15 protein-coding genes are annotated in these 17,064 nt (G+C 37.0%); 1 reads left to right on the top strand and 14 read right to left on the bottom strand.

The genetic code is table 11. The features are described from left to right. Nucleotide 1 precedes the first annotated feature (1 nt). Both grdC and grdA read right to left on the bottom strand, forming a co-directional pair. On the bottom strand, nucleotides 2-1,549 hold the full coding sequence (gene grdC, locus ACQV2G_RS00105; protein ID WP_428875758.1) for a glycine/sarcosine/betaine reductase complex component C subunit beta: 1,548 nt from the start codon (nucleotides 1,547-1,549) through the stop codon (nucleotides 2-4). A gap of 148 nt (nucleotides 1,550-1,697) precedes the next feature. Further along, on the bottom strand, nucleotides 1,698-2,171 hold the full coding sequence (gene grdA / locus ACQV2G_RS00110) for a glycine/sarcosine/betaine reductase complex selenoprotein A (RefSeq protein WP_258435592.1): 474 nt from the start codon (nucleotides 2,169-2,171) through the stop codon (nucleotides 1,698-1,700). Between the two features lie 263 nt (nucleotides 2,172-2,434). Between grdA and ACQV2G_RS00115 the strand changes: the two genes are divergently transcribed. Next, nucleotides 2,435-3,679, top strand: a complete 1,245-nt coding sequence (locus tag ACQV2G_RS00115) for a glycosyltransferase family 4 protein (protein WP_428872811.1) — start codon at nucleotides 2,435-2,437, stop codon at nucleotides 3,677-3,679. A gap of 204 nt (nucleotides 3,680-3,883) precedes the next feature. Here ACQV2G_RS00115 and selA read toward each other — a convergent pair whose 3' ends face one another. The 12 genes from selA to ACQV2G_RS00175 form a co-directional block, all read right to left on the bottom strand. After that, a complete protein-coding gene (gene selA, locus ACQV2G_RS00120; protein ID WP_428872810.1) occupies nucleotides 3,884-5,269 on the bottom strand; it encodes an L-seryl-tRNA(Sec) selenium transferase in 1,386 nt (461 codons plus the stop codon). Further along, nucleotides 5,269-7,182 (bottom strand): selenocysteine-specific translation elongation factor, encoded by a 1,914-nt coding sequence (selB, locus tag ACQV2G_RS00125; RefSeq protein WP_428872809.1) that lies wholly within the window; start codon nucleotides 7,180-7,182, stop codon nucleotides 5,269-5,271. Before selB ends, selA begins: the two co-directional genes overlap by 1 nt. A gap of 26 nt (nucleotides 7,183-7,208) precedes the next feature. Then, complete coding sequence (yedF, locus tag ACQV2G_RS00130; protein ID WP_428872808.1) at nucleotides 7,209-7,547, bottom strand: sulfurtransferase-like selenium metabolism protein YedF; 339 nt, start codon at nucleotides 7,545-7,547, stop codon at nucleotides 7,209-7,211. A gap of 22 nt (nucleotides 7,548-7,569) precedes the next feature. Next, entirely contained in the window at nucleotides 7,570-8,547 is a 978-nt protein-coding gene (selD, locus tag ACQV2G_RS00135) for a selenide, water dikinase SelD (RefSeq protein ID WP_428875799.1), read from the bottom strand. A 198-nt stretch (nucleotides 8,548-8,745) separates the two neighbouring features. Then, nucleotides 8,746-9,252 carry a hypothetical protein gene (locus ACQV2G_RS00140; RefSeq protein ID WP_428872807.1) on the bottom strand — a complete coding sequence of 169 codons (507 nt, stop codon included), beginning with the start codon at nucleotides 9,250-9,252 and terminating at the stop codon, nucleotides 8,746-8,748. 403 nt (nucleotides 9,253-9,655) lie between these two features. Continuing rightward, entirely contained in the window at nucleotides 9,656-9,784 is a 129-nt protein-coding gene (locus ACQV2G_RS00145; RefSeq protein WP_428875760.1) for a hypothetical protein, read from the bottom strand. A 676-nt stretch (nucleotides 9,785-10,460) separates the two neighbouring features. Beyond that, complete coding sequence (gene nrdG, locus ACQV2G_RS00150; RefSeq protein WP_428873008.1) at nucleotides 10,461-11,033, bottom strand: anaerobic ribonucleoside-triphosphate reductase activating protein; 573 nt, start codon at nucleotides 11,031-11,033, stop codon at nucleotides 10,461-10,463. Beyond that, the gene (nrdD, locus tag ACQV2G_RS00155) at nucleotides 11,033-13,198 is read right to left on the bottom strand and encodes an anaerobic ribonucleoside-triphosphate reductase (protein WP_428874627.1); all 2,166 of its coding nucleotides are present in this window, start codon (nucleotides 13,196-13,198) and stop codon (nucleotides 11,033-11,035) included. The genes nrdG and nrdD overlap by 1 nt, the downstream gene beginning before the upstream one ends. 18 nt (nucleotides 13,199-13,216) lie before the next feature. Continuing rightward, nucleotides 13,217-14,212, bottom strand: a complete 996-nt coding sequence (gene nrdF, locus ACQV2G_RS00160) for a class 1b ribonucleoside-diphosphate reductase subunit beta (RefSeq protein ID WP_428872803.1) — start codon at nucleotides 14,210-14,212, stop codon at nucleotides 13,217-13,219. Between the two features lie 9 nt (nucleotides 14,213-14,221). Beyond that, complete coding sequence (gene nrdE, locus ACQV2G_RS00165; RefSeq protein ID WP_428872802.1) at nucleotides 14,222-16,417, bottom strand: class 1b ribonucleoside-diphosphate reductase subunit alpha; 2,196 nt, start codon at nucleotides 16,415-16,417, stop codon at nucleotides 14,222-14,224. Beyond that, nucleotides 16,410-16,778, bottom strand: a complete 369-nt coding sequence (gene nrdI / locus ACQV2G_RS00170; protein WP_428872801.1) for a class Ib ribonucleoside-diphosphate reductase assembly flavoprotein NrdI — start codon at nucleotides 16,776-16,778, stop codon at nucleotides 16,410-16,412. The genes nrdE and nrdI overlap by 8 nt, the downstream gene beginning before the upstream one ends. Beyond that, a complete protein-coding gene (locus ACQV2G_RS00175) occupies nucleotides 16,772-17,005 on the bottom strand; it encodes a glutaredoxin family protein (RefSeq protein WP_428872800.1) in 234 nt (77 codons plus the stop codon). Before ACQV2G_RS00175 ends, nrdI begins: the two co-directional genes overlap by 7 nt. Nucleotides 17,006-17,064: the final 59 nt, after the last annotated feature.

Below are 17,064 nucleotides of genomic sequence, written 5' to 3' on the forward strand. Positions count from 1 at the left end.
TCTATTCTTCTTCTGATGAAAAGTTTTCAGCAAATTGGCGTAATGCCTTAGCAACTTCTGCTTTAACAACTTCTTTCAAGTCGCCGTCAACAGCTGTTTCAACTTCTCCTGAGTTACGTTCAATAATTATTGATACCCCGTCAAATAAGTTAGTCATACGTCCTAAGAATAATGAACCCTTACCAACGATCATTGCCCGATTAATACCTGAATCACTTGTCATATCGTCATAAGCGAATCCTAGGTAAGGAGCTCCTGAAGGAATATGACCTTGAGTTGGTGCCCAACCAGGAATTCCTTTTTCTGCAACAAAGTTAGCTAAATCAGCACGTTCTAATTCTTTACGTAATACTCCTACCGCACCAATCATCTTAAGGTTAGCAGTTGGCACATCTCCAGCACCAGCAGATTTAGTAATATCTGGGTTTTGCATTTCAACTGAGAAAATGTCAACATCTGGAATAGTTAAGCCTGCTTTATCTAAAGGATCTCCTACCAAAGCAGTCATAACCGCTTGAGGTGAAGAACCAGATGAAACAGTATGACGTCCAGTAACATCTGTACGGATCACTGGGCTCTTTCCATCGTTTTGAGAAATTAAGTAGGCCACACCAGCTACTGAATCCTCTAATAATGGCATATCTTTTTCATAATGAGATTTACCATTCATACCTAATTTAGCAGTAGAACCTCCGGCAACAACCGCTACTGCTTTATATGTTCCAGCTCTTACTAATGAAGCTGCACTGATCAAGGCATGTGTTGGTGCCCCACAGAAAGCACGTAAGTCAGATCCTGAAGCATTTTTTAGACCGCAAAGCTCTGCAATAGCTTTAGCCATGTTACCCCCACCACGCTGGTTCATGTCGCCGATTGCTTCTTCTGATGCCTCAATCACATATTCAATGTCTTCAGCATTGATATCTTCAGTATCTCGTAATAAGTGGCGTAAAGATAAAACACCTGAAGCTTTGTTAACTAAGTTTTCTAGCATGATATGAGCATTTAAGTTAGGGTCAATATCGTGGGCACGTGAAACCACGCCGACTAATTCACCTTCATAATATAGTCCCTCAGCTTCATACTCATCGATATGTTTTTGTAACCATTCAGCCGATTCGGTGTTTTTAATCTTGTCCACATCATCTTTAAAGATTTCATTTTCTGCCATAACTTCTTTTACCTTAGCAGCAAATCCTTCTTCAAGATATACTAAGTCAAATACGTCTACGATTGAAAGTAGTCCGTAAAATTCAATCTCTGGCATAATTTCGCCACGTTTTGAGTAACGTCCACCTTCAGCTTTAGTTTTGAAACGTGGTTCTTCAATTTTTTTCAATTCAGAATAATGCATATTATTAATATACGTTTGGTTATTAGGGTCTGTTAGAACCTCTTCGTAACTACGTAAATGTTTATCTAGATTCTTAAGATATTCAGAATCTGGAGTGGTGATGCGCTCAGTGGTTTGAGTCGTACCATTATGAATTAACATATTAGGTGTATGTGCTAGAGTATAAGCTGCACCTTTCAATACTGGAAGAGTCATTTGCATTCTCCTTTTTTATGGTTAGTTTATATTGTATATTATTTCACATATCTGTTAAAAAAGCAAGTCTTTAGAACTCTCTGAATAAAAAAGCCAGCATAAGCAAACTGCTTTTACTGGCCCTCCTTTTAGATATAATTTTTAAAAATTATACTGAATATTTAGAAAATTGATCGCGAATTGATTTCATTTCTTCAGCGATTGAATCAACATCTAATACCATTTCCATCATACCGATTTGTTCATCGTAAATGTCTGGATCAGCGTATTCTTTGAACTCAGGTTCAGTTGCATGGTATACAGCTAAACCTAGAGGTGTGTTTGTTAAAGCACCCGCATAAGTTGGGTCTCCGTTGGTAACTGTTTCAGCTGCTAGACCAGCAGATTCTGCTTCAGCCCCACCTAAGATTACAACAAGATTTTCTGCACCGTGTTTTTCAGCAGCTTCTTTAATACGACGTTGGTTTTCCAAATCCATGGCTCCTGCAGCCGTTCAAACGAAGCACTCTGTTGATGACATTAAAATCTCAACTGGTTTACCTTCTAAACTAGCTTCGATTGCTTGTCCTGGAATACCGTCACGGTCTCCAATGATCAATAATTTTTTATTATCCATTGACATAATGTTACCTCCTAAGATATTCGAAATAAAATGTTCGCAACAACAATATATCACTACTATGACTGTAGTATAACCCTAGCTTTCATATTTGTCAAACCAATTTATAAACGATTACGTTTTATTCATTATTCACTAAATCCACCCTCCAAAAACACTTTAACAGCAAGCTTTAAACATTTATTTAAATTTATAATAAATAATTTTTTAATAAGCATGTGTATCAATTTTAAGCTATAATAATGTCAGATTTAGGAGGTTTTTCCATGAAGGTCTTACATGTTTTAGCCCAGCTACCTGCTCAAACAGGTTCTGGCATTTATTTTCAAAATTTAATCACGGGCTTAAAAGATAAAGGCATAGATAATGGCATTATCTACGCCACTCAACCCCCTTTTAAAGAATTATTGCAAACAGATAATTGTTACCCTGTTCATTTCCAATCCAATGAACTCCCCTTCTCAATTGTCGGTATGTCAGATGTGATGCCTTATCAAAATTCTATTTATTCTCAATTAACAGATCAGCAGACTGAACAATGGCAACAAGCTTTTATTAAAAGATTAATGCAAGCAAAAGAAGAATTTCAACCGGATATTATCTTAACCCATCATCTTTGGTACTTAACTTCTTTGGTGCTAGATACTTTTCCTGAAATTCCGGTGATTGGTATCAGTCATGGGACGGATATTCGGCAAGCTAGACGCCACCCTCATTTAAAAACACGCTATTTGGGTAATATGAACCGACTGGCTTTGATTTTCTCTTTAACTCAAGATGATCGTGACAATTTAATCGAGGAGTTTCAAATTGATGCTGAAAAAATTATAGTTACCGGCAATGGTTTTAATTCTGCCATTTTTAATCTAGAAGGTTCACGAAAGTCCAAGCAGTCTTCAATAAATTTAATCTATGCTGGTAAAATCACTCGTTCTAAGGGTGTCTTTGAATTAGTTCTAGCTTTTGAAAAAGTCAAAAAATCTTTTCCTCAAAGCCAACTGTTACTAATTGGTAACGGCGATCCTAGTGAAATTAAAGAATTAAAAACAATTGTCTCTTCTTATGGAATAGAAGATATTCACTTTCTTTCAGCACTTCCTCAATTAGAATTAGCCAGTTGGATGAAAAAATCTGATATTTTTATTCTGCCATCATATTATGAAGGTTTAGCAACTATTTGTTTAGAAGCCATGGCTTGTGGTTTGCGTACAGTAGTTTCTGAATTAGCCCCTTTAAAGAATTTCTTAGCTGATGAGATTAACCAATCTCAATGGATTGAATATGTTCCGCTTCCACGCATTGTTGACCAAGATAAAGCACATCAAGAAGATATCCCAGAATTTATTGCAAACTTAAGTCAATCTATTATTTTACAAATAAATCGATTACAGTCGCAACAAGCCATCGATCCTCATATATATGATTTAATAATGCAATACTCATGGGAACGTTTAATAGATAAACAATATCATTGCATAAACTTCTTATTTAAAGAAAAAGATAAAGCATAAACTTTAAGACTGCAGGCAAAAACCCTTCAAATGTTTACTGTCTGCATTGACTGACGTCATGGAAATCACCCGTTTTCTTTTTATTATACATGACAAAAATCCGTCCCTAACACTGTTACCACAGCAGGGACAGATTTTTACTGGGTGTTGGCGTAATTTATGTTGTCGCCTCTTGGTCTTCAATCTTAAACCTTATTCTTTTATTTACAATTGTTTTAAATAACTAATGATTTGCTCCATGTCTGCTAAAGAAAGTGTGCGAACATCAAATTGTACATGATTTTGCTGAACACGTGCTATAACTGGCTTATCTTGACTCCTTAGGTAAGATTCAATTTGACTTGCCGACAACTTTCGGTGGTCGACTTGAACCAAGATGGTTGATAGTGTTGATCCAGGGTATGATCCTCCCCCTACTTGCGATTGTCCTTCTATCAAATCTACTTGCCAAGAACCGGCTAATTCCCCAATGGCTTGTTGGAATTTTTGAGCCTTTTTAAGTAATTGTTCACGATCTTGGCTAATCATTTGTAAGACTGGTATTTTGCTAAAGGCCAGTTCTGGATTTAAATATTGTCGCATGGTCACTTCCAAGGCTGCAAGCGTTAGCTTGTCAGTTCGTAAGGCACGAGTTAATGGGTGGGCACGCATCTTATCTAACAATTCTTTTTTACCAACTATAACCCCTGCTTGCGGCCCACCTAGTAACTTATCGCCAGAGAAAGTTACTACATCGTATCCCGCTTGAATGGCTTCTTGAACCGTTGGTTCATAAGGCAGACCAAATGTTTGCATATCCATAAATAGGCCTGAACCTAAATCGTTTAATGCAAGAAGACTGTGTTCATGAGCCAAGTCTACTAGTTCTTGATCATCCACTTTTTCAGTAAAGCCAACTAAATGATAATTGGATGTATGGACTCTTAATAAAGCTCCGGTCTCTTCATTGATAGCAGCCTTATAATCACTAAGGTGTGTTTTGTTAGTAGATCCTACTTCATGGAGCAGGGCTCCTCCACGGGTTATCACATCAGGTATCCTAAATGAGCCGCCAATTTCAACCAACTCACCACGAGATATAACCACTTCTTTAGCTTCTGTTAGGGCTGAAAGCATTAAAAGTACTGCTGCAGCATTATTATTAACTACTAACGCATCCTCTGCACCTGTTATTTGTTTCAATACATCTTTTAAGTGAGTGTATCTAGAGCCACGTCTGCCCTCTTCTAAATCATACTCTAAGTTAGAGTAATTGGGCCCTAAATCAACAAGAGCATCAATAACTGTTTGAGATAAAGGCGCCCGTCCTAAATTGGTATGTAAAACTGTTCCGGTGGCATTAATTACTGGTTTAAGAGAGGGATTCAGTCTTTTAGCTAAAGCTTCTTCAATATGTTTTATCACACTTTCAAACTCTAATGAACTAGCCTCAGTAATCTCCCCACTTAAGACACCTTGCCTGATAAAGTCAATTTGTTTTTGAATACTTTCTTTAACATAAGCTGGATCTAATTTTTCGGTCCATTTTCTAATACGTTCATCTTGTAGAACTCTATCAACTTTTGGTAGTGATGATAATAAATGTTTCATTAAATGAAAGCCTCCTCAATCTTTTGCAGATATTTAGGGTTCATTACACGTACATCCTCATTTCTTATGGTTATCCCACGCTTATCGAAATCCTCTAACAGTAAGAGAGTGTATTTACGACTAGTTCCTAAAAGGTTTCTAAAATCTGCCAAGGCAATTGTATCATGTTCTTTAAGGAAATCTCTCAACCTTTTGAGCGCTTCATTATAGTAAGAAACGTGAATCTCAGTTTGCTTATCCAAACGGTAAAATTCATTTTGTTTACGCATCAACCTATAAACTTCTCGCATGTTTTTATCTTTACCAACCACTTCTTCAAAAAGTGGCGGTGCGAAAGGGGTTTCAGCTAATTTTGCTTCAATAGCTTTTCTTGCTTTCGCTTGAGCTGGCGTAATAGCAATCGAGTGGTCAACTAAGCGAATTAAATCGCCCTCAATTACAAAGTGGCCCTGACCAACTATGGTTTGAATGATTGCATTTAGCTCCTTAGGTGCAATTTTATTAAAGCGTGAACGGAATTCTTCTAAGGACATACCAGCAATCATATTATTCACCTGGTGAAATTCTGATAATGTTTCTTCCATTTCTTTTTGAATGGCATCAAATGAAACTCGGGCCATATAGAACTGGCCAAATTTCATTAAGTCACCGGCTTCGACCATCTCTTTCACATATCCTTCAATCGTACGCATTTCTTCATTCAGATAGTCAGCCATTTCTTTAATGGATGTAAAGCCGGCAGAACGATGGGATAAGAAATCCAATAACACATCTGACATAGTGCCTGATTCTAGCACTTCTAATGACTCAATGACATCTTGATTGTATCGTTTATGTTTCTTAGGGGTAGGATCGAGAACCTCGCCCCCTCCGATTGTAATTACAGGTGAATAATTTCTTAAAATAAAACGATCGCCTTTCTTTACAGCAATTTGTTCTTCTAAACGTATTTGCATAAAAGCTGTCTGTCCCGGTTGAACTTTTTCAACGCCTAAGGGTACAAGTCTACCAATAACTTCACGCGTTCCAATATGCACATGTACTCTATCCCAAAGTTCCATCGGTTGGCTGGCATCTTTAAGACATTGCACCTTGGTGTCCAACATATATGAAGACTCTAAAGGCGCTGCACTTAGGACATCGCCACGACCAATTTGATCAAGGTCGACCTTGGTTAAGTTGATAGCGGTCCGATTGCCAGCATGCGCCTCTTCTTGATCTTGTTCGTGAATTTGAATTGTACGGATCCGAGTTGGTATGCCAGATGGATAAATCGTTAAATCGTCACCTACTCGAATAGAACCATCAATTAGAGTGCCTGTTACGACAGTCCCAAATCCTTTAACAGAAAAAGCTCGATCAACATTTAAGCGTGCCGGTAAGGATTCATTATCCCGTTGAATCTTCTCAACCTTTTCAGCCAGTAAGGCCTTTACTTTTTCAATACCAATGCCTGAAATAGCGTCCGTTTCAACGATAGGTGCGTCTTCCAATGGCGTTCCTTCAAATTGTTCACGAATATCTTCGTAAACTAGTAGTTTAAGCTCTTCATCTGCATCCGCTACCTTTGTTAAGACAATGATGAAATCTTTAATACCTAACAAGTTAAGGACAGAAACATGTTCTTTAGTTTGCGGCATTATGCCTTCGTTCACATCAATCACTAGCATTACTAGATCAATACCGGCCGCACCTGCTAACATGTTTTTGATGAACTTTTCGTGTCCGGGAACATCTACTATACCAACTCGTTCCCCATTATTTAAATCAATATAAGCAAAGCCTAAATTGATAGAAAGGCCACGCTGCTTCTCTTCCTTAGAAGTATCTGTTTCGATACCTGTTAAGGCTTTGATGAGCGTGGTCTTTCCATGATCAATATGGCCTGCCGTTCCTAAAACGACATTTTTCATTAAGTAATTCCTTTCTTATCAACTAACTAGGGTCTTACAACTCGGTCATAAGATCTTAATTGTTCAAGAATATAGCGCATATTGGTTTCTTCACCGACCGCAAGCTTGTCTTTTAATTCGTAGAACGAAACACAAGTCCCACAAGCTTTAACTGCAACCCCTTTGTCAAGGAGCGTTTGTAAATCTTCGACGGTGTCAGCACCTTCTGCTGCTAAGGTTACTCCACCATTGTATAATAAAATTTCTTTTGGTAGTTCCTCTTCTTGAGCTAATACACTAATAAACGATTTAATTAGTGTACGACCTAGATCATTATTACCTTCTCCTAGTTTGTCACTTGCAATAACTACAATGTAATCAGTCAAATTATTTCCTCCTAAACTTCACTTATTTTACCACAATTGCCTTGTCTTTTTTTTCAACCATATAACCAATATGAGCGGCTTGAATGGATTTTTCTTTATAAGCCACTAAAATTGCTTCTAGCTGATCTTCAGGAACTGTTATTAATAAGCCTCCTGAGGTCTGTGGATCAAATAGCACTTCCTCCATAGTTGAATCCTCAATTTGAAAATCAATATTCTTAGCATAATGAGCGCGGTTACGTTTGGCACCACCAGTGGTTAAATGTTCTTTAGCTGCTTGGTAGGCACCTTCAATAATTGGTATTTTATCGGCAAATATTTCTGCCGTCAACTGCTCATCACACATCTCCATCAAATGACCTAAAATGCCAAAGCCAGTTATATCTGTACATGCGGTAGCTTGATAATCCAACATGACTTCAGCTGCATACTTATTCAAAGTTGTCATTAATTCTATTGCTTCATCAAAAGCCTTTTCATCAATTAATCCTTTGTTATGTGCAGTGGTTACAATGCCTACTCCCAATTTTTTAGTCGCAATGATAGCATCGCCAGCTTTTGCACCATTGTTGGTAATTATTTTATCAGGATGCACAACTCCTGCTACTGCTAAACCATATAGCGGTGTGGATTGACGAATTGTATGTCCTCCCGCTAGAACTCCTCCAGCTTCTAAGACTTTTTCAGCTCCCCCACGTAGAATTTCAGCTAAATTTTCGAGCGGTTGACTGTTATCAGGATAAGCTACTATGTTGAGTGCCGTAATCACTTTTCCTCCCATTGAATAAACATCCGATAAAGCATTGGTTGCTGATATTTGACCAAAAACATATGGATCTTTGACCATTGAAGGGAAGAAATCAGTTGTTTGAATAACTGCAACATCCGGTGAAACTTGGTAAACTGCTGCATCATCACTAGAATCATAACCTACTAGTAAATTACCATCAAATTGCTTGGGTAATCCTTCTAAAATTTCAGACAAACTGCCTGGTCCAATTTTAGCGTTTCATCCACCACATATTTCTAATTCATTCATTTTTTCTTTATCTATCATTTATATCTCCCCACTTCCTTTTATGATAGTCCTATTATAGCCTTTTTAATTATTGTTTTCAGTAATCAAAAACTTGGATTTATTAGTTTTCATAATAAAAGCAGCACAAGTCTGACTTGTGCTGCTAAGTTAAAATTTTGATTAGAACTCAACTTTTTCAGATTTAACACGACCTTTTTCATTAACATAGTATAAGTCTACACGGTCAGTGAAAGGTGTTGCGTCTGCTCCTACACCATCTTTACGAAGTGAAACTTGTAAAGCTTTATGATCAAAGCCTTCAGTTTCTTTGAGAACTGATTTCATAACCTTCATGATAGAGATTGGTGTTTCAGGTTCTTTTAATGTAACGATTGCTTTACCTTTTTTCAATGCTGCTGCAACTAAATCTTCAACTTGATCAGCTGGCGCTCCAAAGATTAAATAGTAGTCGCCTTCTTTTTCTAAGTCTTCAGCTTTACGAACTTGAACAGAATCATGCGTTTTCTTAGCTAATTGCATGATGTTAGCCATCAAAGGGCGAGATCCAGTTGAGCGGTGTCCAGCAATAATTACTGAAGATTTTTCTGCAAAAGCCTCTTCAATTGCGTTTGCTACTTTCTCGTTAAATAATCCATCTTCAACAAATTTACCTAAAATTGCGTTCATAATTAAACCTCCATATAGTTAGTTATGTGTATAGGTTCACAATATCACAAATTTTACATTTTGCAAAGGGGTTGGCCTCATCTTTTCACTTATAAACAAAAGATGTGATTTTTTATTTATTTAGATTTATAATGAAAAAGACTTTATTTAAAAGGAGCTAGTCCGATATCAAATAAGCACCTACTAAAAATGCTTGCTAATCGTATCAAAAAGTCAGTCGCTGACTTTTATCATGAGATTGTTATAGAAAAATAAAACACAGCTAGATAATAATAAATTAAGACGGACTATTGGATAATCTGTTGAAAATATAGCTTTTGCACCGGAGGAATCAAATATAGGGTTGGGTTTCGCCAATCCTCATGAGAAAGCTAAACCTCAATTAGGTGACATAGTCGTCGATTTAGCTTGTAGTAAAGTTTTTGATGCTTTTTATTGCGGCTAAAACGGCTGGTAAAGAATGAATATCTGCACTTAATGGTATTAAAGTCCCACTACTTGACCCGATGGCTTTCTCACCAGTATTAGCCATTGCGCCAATTACTGCACCTTCACCACCGATACACGTTAGAATAAATGGTCATCCTAAAGGTCATCTTATTGCATAAATTAATGGTTCACCCATTCCAAAAATACCTACTGGTAAGCCACCTTTTATCATTGAAATCAATTACTTGTTCTGACGATCTTTAACTCTTAAAAAGCTTCTGTTATGTATGAAAATGAGAAGCTGACTGAGTACAATCTTCTACTTAATTTAGACTTTGGTCTTCCTAAGGATCGTGAAGCGTCTTTAATCAGTTTGTTCTTTCGCTTTAAAAGACAATTATCTCTTCCAAGTTAAAGTTTTATTTCTTGACGGCACAAAGCTGTATGCGCCGGTGCTGATAAGTATTCCTTGCGCTTATGCTCAACCTAAGATTGTTGTTGAGAGAGTATTCGATCGCAAGAAGGGTGTAATTCTAGTATGCGAACAGCTTGGAGGAGAAAAAAGACAATAAATAACCTGGGTCTCTTCTTAATGGCTATAAAACTCACCCAATCAGTTCATTATTTACGAACTTCCCACCCCTTTAATGCTTGCTGGTCACTATTTTTATTCTTTAAACCACAAAAACAGTGGCGAATCTCATATTTGATGATTCGCCACTGTTTTTAAGGCTTTTGGTCCAGCCTCTTAATTGTTTAATAAATTATAATAACAGTTTTTAATGATAAGAACCTTGGTGCCATAAGGACACTTGCCCTTGCCGTAAAGATTGTTGAACATCAATAATCCTTTGATTACTACTTCCTCTAAATTGCAAACTGAGGTCTTTTTTGTCATTATCAAAGCGACCGTCGACAAGCACATCCACTAATGACAAGAGTTCTAGTTTATCAGAGGAATCTTTTAATAGCTCTTCCCAATAATAACCCGACCAAGACCAAATGTCTTTACGGTCTCCATAAATAGATCGCACTTTTTTGACTAAGGGAATTAGAATTGGTGTAGAAAGAAAGGGTTCGCCACCCAATAAGGTTAAACCTTGAACATAATCATGGGCTAAATCTTCAATAATCTGATTTTCAAGTTCTTTAGTATAAGGCACACCATAATTGAAGTTTTGGACCCGACGATTAAAACAACCCTTACAATTAAAGAGGCAGCCGCTGACATAAAGACTATTACGTACTCCTTCCCCATCCACAAAATTAAAAGGTTTATAGTCTGCTATCTTTCCTAAACAATAATCTTGGGCTAGCCATTCTTTTGGTTTAGGATTTTTGAAATTTTCAATCACTGGTCACACATTCTTTCGGTTAAATGTTTTTGACGGGATTGAATCTCCTTATGACGTCCTTTGACCATCGGTCTTATATTCGGATTACCGAGGTAACCACAGGTTCTCTTCACTACATCACAAGTTTCAGGATTACGATTGTCACATTGCGGACAAGCAAAACCTTTTTCTGTAGGATTAAATTCTCCTTGGAAGCCACATTCATAGCAATGATCGATAGGGGTGTTGGTCCCTAAATACCCAATTTTGTCATAGGCATAATCCCAAACTGCTTCTAAGGCCTTAGGATTTTGACGTAAATTGGGATATTCACAATAATGAATAAAACCTCCTGAAGTATATGGAGCATAGTCCTTTTCGAAATCAATTTTTTCAAAAGGATTTGGACTTTTACGCACATCATAATGAAAAGAATTAGTGTAATAATCCTTGTCTGTCAAATCCTTAATAGCACCAAATTTAGCTCGATCTAAACGGCAGAAGCGATCCGTCAAGGACTCACTCGGAGTCGAATAAACAGAGAAATGATAATCGTATTGCTGAGCTAATTGATCGGCCTTCTTTTTAAGTTCTTGGATTACTTTCAATGAAAAAGTTTTAGCCGCGTCATTCTGCTCCCAATTAGAACCAAAGAAATAAGCCGTAATCTCATACAGACCAATATAACCTAAAGATATGGTGGCGCGCTTATTTTTAAATAATTGGTCAACATTCTCATCAGCTTTCAGATAATGACCAAAAGCTCCTTCACGGTATAGAATTGGAGCATTCTCCGTCTTAGCTTGTTTGACTCGCTCTGCTCGATACACAAGAGCTCGACCGACAACTTCCAGGCGATCATGCAACAATTCCCAAAAATTATCGAAGGAATGATCCGACTCCATAGCGATACGGGGAAGATTTAAGGTGACTACCCCTAAATTCATTCGTCCACTATTTACTTCTTTTCCTTTTTCATCTTGCCAACCTTGAAGAAATGATCGGCATCCCATTGGCACTTTAAAGCTTCCAGTTAGTTCCTTGATCTTATCATACATTAGAACATCTGGATACATCCGATTACAAGCGCACTTGAGGGCTAATTGTTTAATGTCATAATTGGGATCTTTCATTAAAAGGTTAGTTCCCTTGCGTAAGCTGAAAACTAATTTAGGAAAAATAGCTGTACGGTGTTCTTTACCTAAACCATTCAAACGAATTTTCAATATAGCTTTTTGAATTTCGCGTGCATACCAAGATGTTCCTAAACCAAATCCAAGTGTAGTAAATGGTGTTTGACCATTTGATGAATAAAGTGTATTGATTTCATACTCCAAACTCTGCATGGCATCATATATATCTTTTTGCGTTTTATTCTTAGCAAAATTCTCAGCCTGTTGAGGATCATCCGTCAATTCTTTAGCTAAGCTAAGATTCTTCTTAAAATTTAAATCCGCATAAGGAGCCAGCACCTCATCAATTCGATCAATCGAGCATCCCCCGTATTGACAAGAAGAAACATTGGCAATAATTTGAGCAATTTGTGCTGTAGCTGTATTGATAGATCGCGGACTTTCCACTTCTGCATTCCCTATATGAAAACCGTGCTTCAGCATAGTCTCAATATCAATCAAGCAGCAATTAGTCATTGGACTATAGGGCGAATAATCTAGATCATGAAAATGTATGTTCCCCTTCAAATGTCCATTAGCTACTTGCTCGGGCAGCATATTCAAGCCAATGGCTTTGGCCGTAACCCCACAGGTAAGGTCTCTCAAGGTGTTAAAAACACGACTATCCTTATTGGCATTTTCATTGACTAAAGTCGGATCGCGTTTAATCAGTTGATCCATACGGTCCTGTAACCGCATCTGCGATTGATAGTCTGCTAATTTAGTTTCAGCAAAAGCGACATATTTATTTGCGGCTGTTTCCAATCCTCGCTTGTTTAATTGCTCAATAACCGATTGCTTGATGTCAGAACTGTTCATCAAGTGAACAACTTGTCTTTCTATTTCATTACATATACCTTCAATTAAAACATGGTCTTTGGTATCTAACGCTTTTTTTAGTGAGGCTTTTAGTTTCCCCCTAATAAACTTTTCAATACTGCCGTCTCTTTTATTTATTTTAATTCTAACTTTACTCGATTGTTCTTGTTTTAATGTTGCAGTTTGAACCATTGTCTTATCGTCACTCCTTTATAAATACTGGTAATCTTCGTCCTCCATTGCTTCTACTCGGCCCATTAAATAACCGGAACCTACTTGAGAGAAAAAATCATGATTAGTTGTTTCTGTCGACAGACCGTTATAGACTATTGGATTAATATCTTGCGCACTCGCTCCATCAAATACTGCTTCAAAGCCTAGATTTTGTAATGCCTTATTGGCATTATATTTAACAAAGCAATCTACTTCTTCTACCCAACCAATCTCTGTATATACCTCCTGAGTATATTGGGTTTCATTCATATAGAGATCAAACACTAAATTATAGGCCCATTCTTTAAGTTGAGCTTGTTCTTGATCACTTAATTCTTGATAACCTAATTGAAATTTGTAGCCTAGATAGGTTCCATGAACCGACTCATCACGAATAATTAGCTTGATAATTTCAGCCACATTGGCTAGTTTATTATTTCCTAAATAGTACAAAGGGGTATAAAAACCACTATAAAAGAGAAAGGATTCTAGAAAAACACTGGCTATTTTTTTCTTGAGGCCGTTAATTATTTGTTCTTTACTTTCTTTTCCAGAAGGTAAAAGATAAACATCTTCAATTACTTTAGCCTTGTACTGCAAGGAGGGATGATTATTCCCCCACTCGAAGATTTCATCAATGGTAGCTGAATCGTTTAAAGAAATAAAAATAGTCGAATAAGATTTGGCATGGACTGATTCCATAAATAAAATATTATTCAGCACTGCCTCTTCGTGAGGGGAGCGAATATCATTTCGCATGACATTTGCGCCTTCTTCTGATTGCAAAGTATCTAAAAGAGTCAATCCCACAAAAGCTTTATTGACCACATCTTTTTCAACCTCAGTCAGTGAACGCCAATCTTTCAAATCGTTTGAAACTGGAATACGCGTATCTAGCCAGAACTGAGAAGTTAATTTTTCCCAAGTCATTTTATCTACTATGTCTTCAATACGATTCCAATCAATAGCTTGATAATGTAAATAATTGGTCATAATTTCCTCCTAAATCATACATGACTCACATTGATTAGCTCCAACAATCTCACCATCCAGACTATGTGTTCGGACATAGTAAAGTGACTTAATCCCTTTAGAGAAGGCATAGTGACGTAAAATATTCAAATCACGTGTAGTCATTTGATTAAGCCCTGCTTTTTTCCACTCATAAAGACCTGCTGGAATCTCTGATAGCATAAATAAAGTCAAAGACATTCCCTGGTCAATATGCTTTTGAGCGGCGGCATAAACATCTATAATTTTTCTTTGATCCATCTCGTAAGCTGTTTGATAATAGGGCAGCGTTTCATTTGAAAGTCCTGGAGCTGGATAATAAATGGCCCCATTTTTCTGTTCTTGCCTTAATTCCATTCGATGAGTAATCGGGTGTAAGGAAGCAGAAGTTTCATTAAGGTAAGAGATTGACCCATTCGGTGCAACGGCTAAACGATTACGATGATAAAGACCATCTACTTTAACCTTAGCTGCTAGATCTTGCCAATCTTTAGGAGTGGGTAATTTTACAGCTTTGAAAAGTTCAGCCGCTGCCATTTCTTCAAATTTAAAAGCTTCCTCAATATAAGGAGCAAAATAAGACCCGTCTGCATATTTTGATTGCTCAAACTTGTGGAATGTCTGCCCTTTTTCTTTTGCTAATTTATTAGATGCAAGCAAGCTATAGTAGTTGAGAGCCATAAAATACGCTTCAATAATTTCGATAGATGCTTTAGACCCATAAGTGATTTTATTTTTTGCTAAGAGAGTGTGAAAGCCCATCGCTCCTAAGCCAATAGTATGATAAAGATCATTACCATTTTGAACCGTTGGCACTTCGGCAATTTTAGTTTTATCAGAAACGGTGGTTAAAGCTCGCACAGCCACTTCTACTGACTTACCAAAATCAGGACTGGTCAACATTTTTTCCATGTTAGTGGAAGCTAAGTTACAGGAAATATCGCTACCTAATCTTTGATAAGATAAATCATCGTTTAAGAGTGAAGGTTCTTGAACTTGAAAAATCTCTGAACAGAGGTTGGACATAATGATTTTTCCATGGACTGGATTCGCTCGATTAACTGTATCGATATTAATGATGTAGGGATAGCCGGATTCTTGCTGTAATTTAGAAATTTCTGTTTCTAACTCACGCGCTTGAATTTTCTTTTTACGGATTCTTGGATTATCTACTAAAGCTTGATAATTCTCACTTATATCAAAGTATGAAAAAGGGAGACCGTACTCTTTTTCGATGTCATAAGGGCTAAAAAGATACATTGGTTGATTGTTTTTTACCAACTCATAAAATTTATCAGGCACTACAATTCCTAGAGAGAGAGTTTTGACACGGATTTTTTCATCGGCATTTTCTTTTTTACACGATAAGAAAGCTAAGATATCTGGATGGAAAACATTTAGGTAAACTACACCTGCCCCATTCCTCTGCCCTAACTGATTGGAATAAGAAAACGAGTCTTCTAACAATTTCATGACAGGAACGACACCTGAAGAAGCATTTTCAATCGCTTTAATAGGGTCGCCCGCTGCTCGAATATTAGACAAATTAACGCCAACTCCGCCTCCTTTTCTTGAAAGTTGCAAAGCTGAGTTAATGGCTCGACCAATCGACAGCATGGAATCATCAACATCTAACAAGAAGCATGACACCATTTCACCTCGACGCTTTTTACCTGCATTTAAGAAAGTAGGTGTAGCGGGTTGATAGCGTTGCGAAATTAATTCTTCAGCAATAGCCATAGCCAATTGTCGGTCTCCATCTGCTAAATACAAGGCATTCATAGCCACTCGATCTATGAACCCTTCCAGATATTGACGACCATCATTTGATTTTAAAGCATATTGATTGAAAAATTTGTAAGCAGCCATAAAAGATTTAAAGTTAAAATTCTTAGCTTGTAAGAAGTCATATAGTTTCTTGATAAAAGCATAAGGATCTTTATCATTTACATCAGCTTCTAAATATTTATTGATGAGGTCTTCTTCTAAGTAATCATTCTCCAATAAATAATTTAAGCGATCCTCTAAAGACGCAAACTTTGGACTATTGGCTTCAATTTCTTCTTGGTAATAAGCTTCCAATGCCTTTTGATCTTTATAAAGAGGAATAGCTCCATCTTCCGGTATATTCAATTGATTATTCCATTGGAAATAGCTTTTTTTCTTTAATGATTGTCTCTCAGTCATTCAGCATTACCTCCTTAATATATGAAACATCTGACTCGTTTCCTTGGAATTCAAACTTATGAATTAAAGGAATTTGATAGTCACGACTAATGTCTTTAGCAGTAAAACAAAATAATTGGGCGAAATTCAAATTACCACCACCTACTACTCCGCGACAATTTTGTCGATTAACTTCATTTTCAAAAAAATCATCCACTAAGTCTCTTACCACTTCTTGATAAGTGGGAACAATCAATAAATAGGGCTGATTGACTATCATGTCACATGTAAGATCGTCCAATTCTAATTGGTAATCAGCTGATAGTTTTTCAACAAAACGACGGGTTTGACCTGTTAAGCTAATAAAGACAATCGCTAACATTGACTGAGTAGCCTCTCAATTACATCCGGTTGGAAACCAACAACAGGAGCTGATTGCCCGATGAGAACAACTGGCAAACTCTGACAATTGAGTTCTCTTACTTCTTCTAAGTAACTTTCGTCTTCGACATTTTTTTCTAAATAGTTAAGACCTTTGCTATCTAAATATCTTTTTAAGAAAACGCACTGTCCGCAACCCGTTTTACTATATAATGTGATTTTTTCCATAAAATGCTCCTCCTCGACAAAAAACGGCTTTCCCTTCCCAGGAAAGCCGATGGTAAAAT

Origin of the sequence: Facklamia sp. P12955 (assembly GCF_050409565.1) — a bacterium.
Lineage (GTDB): Bacteria > Bacillota > Bacilli > Lactobacillales > Aerococcaceae > Facklamia.